Origin of the sequence: Archangium sp. (assembly GCF_036388035.1) — a bacterium.
Taxonomy (GTDB): domain Bacteria; phylum Myxococcota; class Myxococcia; order Myxococcales; family Myxococcaceae; genus Archangium.
In genome coordinates this window covers 1-4706 of the sequence record NZ_DASVSO010000702.1, presented here as the reverse complement: position 1 = coordinate 4706, position 4706 = coordinate 1, and the positions used below count along the sequence as shown (strand labels likewise).

General features: G+C 68.2%; 4 protein-coding genes and 1 pseudogene. 4 read left to right on the top strand and 1 reads right to left on the bottom strand.

What is annotated here, in order from left to right:
* Positions 1-233, bottom strand: a pseudogene (locus VF697_RS28945) (aspartate kinase); the annotation flags it as partial.
* 207 nt (positions 234-440) lie between these two features.
* Between VF697_RS28945 and VF697_RS28940 the strand changes: the two are divergent.
* From VF697_RS28940 to VF697_RS28925, 4 genes are all read left to right on the top strand, one after another.
* The gene (locus VF697_RS28940) at positions 441-1172 is read left to right on the top strand and encodes an ABC transporter ATP-binding protein (protein WP_331099973.1); all 732 of its coding nucleotides are present in this window, start codon (positions 441-443) and stop codon (positions 1170-1172) included.
* 39 nt (positions 1173-1211) lie between these two features.
* Complete coding sequence (locus tag VF697_RS28935) at positions 1212-2006, top strand: ABC transporter permease (RefSeq protein ID WP_331099972.1); 795 nt, start codon at positions 1212-1214, stop codon at positions 2004-2006.
* A 22-nt stretch (positions 2007-2028) separates the two neighbouring features.
* Positions 2029-3618 (top strand): GldG family protein, encoded by a 1590-nt coding sequence (locus VF697_RS28930; RefSeq protein ID WP_331099971.1) that lies wholly within the window; start codon positions 2029-2031, stop codon positions 3616-3618.
* The coding region (locus VF697_RS28925) for a DUF4340 domain-containing protein (RefSeq protein ID WP_331099970.1) at positions 3615-4706 on the top strand (1092 nt) is incomplete at its 3' end. The genes VF697_RS28930 and VF697_RS28925, both read left to right, overlap by 4 nt.

Below are 4706 nucleotides of genomic sequence, written 5' to 3'. Positions count from 1 at the left end.
ATGGAGATGCGCTCGCCGCACGTGAGCAGCATGTCCAGCTCGCGCCGCGCCGGGTCCGGCGACACCTTCTTCGCCAGCGCCAGCAGCTCGTCCGTGGTGTCCCCCATCGCCGACACCACCACCACCACCTGGTAGCCCCGGTCACGCGTCGCCTTCACTCGGAGTGCGACCTTGCGGATCTTCTCCACATCGGCGACCGAGGAGCCGCCGTACTTCTGGACCACAATCGGCATAAAGCACCCGCTGCGTTGTTCCAAGGGGCCGGCGGTGGGCACAAGCTCCCCTGCCGGGCGTGTCCGCCCAGACACACGGGAAGCACTCATGCACACGGCTCGCCAGCACCGCCCCCAGGGATTTCGATGCCCGCCTGCCTGCCTTGACAGGTCGAAATCGGCTTTTATATCGGCCGCCGAGCAAGTGCTTCCCCCCGGAGCCTTCCCATGTCGATGATCGAGGTCCACAACCTCACCAAGCGATACCGAGAGCGGCTCGCGGTGGACCGCCTGAACTTCTCGGTCGCCGAGGGACAGATTCTCGGCTTCCTCGGCCCCAATGGAGCGGGCAAGTCCACCACGATGAAGATCCTCACCGGCTTCCTGCCCCCCTCCGAGGGCACGGCCAAGGTGGCGGGCTTCGATGTCTTCGAGCAGCCGTTGGAGGTCAAACGGCGCATCGGCTACCTGCCCGAGACGCCGCCGCTGTACCCGGAGATGACGGTCGTGGGCTACCTGAAGTTCGTGGCCTCGCTCAAGGGCCTGCCTGGCCGCGGCGTGCGCGCCGAGGTGGAGCGGGTGGCCGGCCTCACCGGCCTGTCCGACGTGCTCGGCCGCGTCATCCAGAACCTGTCCAAGGGCTACAAGCAGCGCGTCGGCATCGCCCAGGCGCTGCTCGGCTCCCCACCCGTGCTCATCCTCGACGAGCCCACCGAGGGGTTGGATCCCACCCAGCGCGCCGAGGTGCGTGGCCTCATCAAGAGCCTCGCGGGCAAGCACACCGTCATCCTCTCCACCCACATCCTCCCCGAGGTGACGATGACCTGTGAGAAGGTCCTCATCATCAACCAGGGTCGGGTGGTGGCCCACGACGACATCCGCAAGCTGACGCGCGTGCACGGCGGCACGGCGGACAACATCTCGTTGGAAGAGATCTTCATCAAGCTGACCGCGGCCTAGGGCCCGCGCATTCCCCCCTTCCCGGTGTCGGAGGACCCCATGCGCACCGCGCTGGCGATCGCTCGCAAGGAACTGTCCATCTACTTCACCACGCCGTGGGCCTACGCCGTCTTCACGGCCATGCTGGCCATCGCGTCGTTCTTCTTCGTCGGCATGCTCTACGAGTTCCAGCGCGCCCAGGAGATGGCGCGCCAGTTCGGCTGGGGCAACACCCCGTCGCAGTTCCGCAACCTCACCGACGGCGTGATGGTGCCCTTCTGGAGCACCGTGATGATCATCACGCTCTTCGTGGCGCCCTTCCTCTCCATGCGGCTGTTCGCCGAGGAGAAGCGCAACAAGACGTTCGAGCTGTTGATGACCGCGCCGGTCCGGCCCATCGATATCGTGCTGGGCAAGTACCTGGGCGGGCTGGGCGTCATCACCGCCACCCTGGGGCTCACCATCCTCTTCCCGTTGCTCGTGTCCCTCTTCGGCCAGGGCGAGTCCGGCAGCGCGCTGGAGTGGACCACGGTGCTGCTGGGCTATGGCGCGCTGCTCTTGTGGGGCGCCACCTGCATGGCCATCGGCATGTTCATCTCCGCGCTGACGGAGAGCCAGATGGTGGCCGCCCTGCTCACCTTCGCGGTGCTGCTGCCGTGGACGATGCTGCGCGGGCTCGGGCAGACGACCGAGGAGCCGGTGCGCTCCTTCATCAACTACCTCTCCTTCGACGCGCAGCTCCAGAGCCTGCTGCGCGGCGTGCTGGACCTGAAGGCGATCGTCTTCTTCGTGTCCGTCATCTTCTTCTCCCTGCTGCTCAGCCACCGCACGGTGGAAGCGCAGCGCTGGGCGTGACGTGCCCCCCTCGAGGATGCCCATGAAAGCGGCCAACATCGGCAAGATCCTGGGTGCGTTCGGGCTGCTGCTGCTGCTCTCCAGCCCCTTCACCCTCTTCCTCACCTCGGGCTCCCCGGCCCTCGCCGCCACGAAGGCCGTGGCCGGCGCGGCGCTGGTGGGGCTCTACTTCGCCACCAACTTCAAGCAGTTCGGTCAGTTCGCCTCGCGGCGCTCCAGCTTCTTCTTCGCCAGCACGGCGCTGATGGTGCTCGCGACGCTCGGCGCGCTGGTGGCCGTCAACTACATCGCCCACAAGAAGAACCAGCGCTGGGACCTCACCGAGCGGAAGATCTTCACGCTCTCGCCTCAGACGGTGACCACGCTCCAGGGCCTCAAGGAGAAGGTGCGGGCCATCGGCTTCGTCCCGCCGGACCACCCCGCCTACGAGGCGCTCCAGGAGTCGCTCGCCCGCTACCAGCGCGAGGCGCCGGAGCTGTTCGAGTACTCGTTCAAGGATCCGCGCCGCCACCCGGACCTGGCGGCGAAGTACCAGCTGCGCGAGGGCCAGACGACGGTGGTGCTGGTGCGCGGAGAGGGCTCCAGCGAGTCGCACACCGCGCTCAACATCATCAGCGAGCAGGAGCTCACCAACGCCCTCATCAAGCTGACGAAGGTGAGCGAGCAGAAGGTGTACGTCGTGGTGGGCCACGGCGAGTGGCCGTTGGAGCCCCTCGCGCCCACGCCGAACCAGCAGCGGGGCCAGCGCATCACCAGCCTCTCCGAGCTCAAGCAGCAGCTCGCCCAGGAGGGCTACGCCACCCGGGAGATCAACCTGGCCGGAGGCACCACGGTGCCGAGGGATGCCGCGCTGGTGCTCATCGCCGGGGCCAAGGCGCCCTTCAGCCCGCCCGAGGTGGAGTCGCTGCGCAGGTACCTGGGCGCCGGCGGCCGGGTGCTCTACTTCGCCGACGCCTATGGCGACGCGGGCCCGGAGCTGGCGAAGCTGCTCGCCGAGTACGGCGTGGAGGTCGACAAGGGCGTGGTCGCCGACGCGCAGTTCAACAGCGGCAGCCCCTACGTCGTCCTCTCCATCTTCTACGGCAACCAGGAGATCGCCCGGCCCCTGCGCCAGCGGCAGCTCAACATCGAGCTGCCCACCGCGCGCAGCCTCACCCTGCTGAGCACAGGCCTGGCCGAGGGCGTGAAGGTGGAGCCCGTGCTCCTCACCTCGCCCTTCGCCTGGGTGGAGTCCACGCCCAATGACAAGCCGGCGCCCACCGAGGGCGAGAAGGCCGGTCAGCTCGCCCTGGTGTCCGCCAGCACGCGCAACACCTCGAGCGCACAGGACAAGCGCTTCGACGAGGCGCGGCTGGTGGTGGTGGGCGACTCGGAGCTCCTCCTGGACTCCAACTGGGGCCACGAGGGCAACCGCAACCTGGTGATGAACGCGCTGGGCTGGGCCAGCAACCAGGTGGAGAAGATCACCATCCGCCCGCCCGACCGCGCGGCCTCCACCCTTCAACTGGACGCGGCGATGCTCAGCCGCATCCGTTTCGTGTCCACCGACGTCCTGCCCCTGACGCTGCTCGGCGTGGGGCTGGCCATCTGGCTCTCGAGGCGCAACAAGTGAACGCCAAGCAGAAGAACCTCGTCACGTTGGTGCTCGCGGCCCTGGTGGCCGGCGGGCTCGGGCTCTACGCGTACTTCGGCGTGATGAAGCCGGAGGAGCAGGAGGCCCAGCGCAAGGAGGTGGAGGGGACGCTCTTCGCCACCCCGTCCCCCGAAGAGCGCGGCACCGATGGAGGCGCGACAGCGGCTCCCGTCTTCACCTCCCTCTCGGTGGAGGTCCGCCAGTCGAAGACGGTGATGGAGCGCCAGAATGGCGTCTGGCGCGTCACCTCGCCCCTATCCGCGCGAGCGGACCAGCACCAGGTGGACGGCCTCACCAGCCAGCTCGCGATCGCCAGGTTCAAGACCACCGTGGAGGAGAACCCCACCGACGCGGACCTGGAGCGCTACGGGCTCAAGCCGCCCCGAGCCACGGTGACGGCCCAGGCGTACGTGCCGGACGCGCAGGGCGGGGGCGCGGAGGACCCGGCGCGCCAGCGCACGCTGACCTTCTACAGTGGTGTGGAGAACCCCTTCGACGGCTCGGTGTACGTGCGCCGCGAGGGTGACCCGCGCGTGTACACCACCGACGGCGCGCTCCGCTACGCGCTGGAGAAGCACACGTTGGACTGGCGCGACCACAAGGTGTTCACCATGAAGGAGCCCACGCTCCTGCGCATCGAGGTGAAGGCGCGCAAGAACGCCTACACCCTGGAGCGCACCACCACCGACAAGCCGTGGAAGCTCACGCGGCCGGTGGAGCTGCGCGCGGACTCCGAGCGGGTGTCGCAGATGATGTCGTCGCTGGTGGCCTACGCCGCCCTCACCTTCCCTCCGCCGGAGCGGGAGGCCCAGGTGCGCGCGGCCCTGGAGAAGCCCCAGCTGGAGGCGCGCTTCGTCCCCAATATCGGTGAGCCGGTGCGCGTGCGCATCTCCGAGGTGCAGCTGGACGGCATCAAGCAGGTCTACGCGCTGAGCGAGTGGGGCTCGGAGTCCATGCTCGCCGGGGTGGACCCCAACACCCTCAACGTCCTGGACCTGGACGTGCCCAACCTCAAGGACAAGAAGGCGCTCGCGTTCTCGAGCGACGACGTCCGGGAGATCATCGTC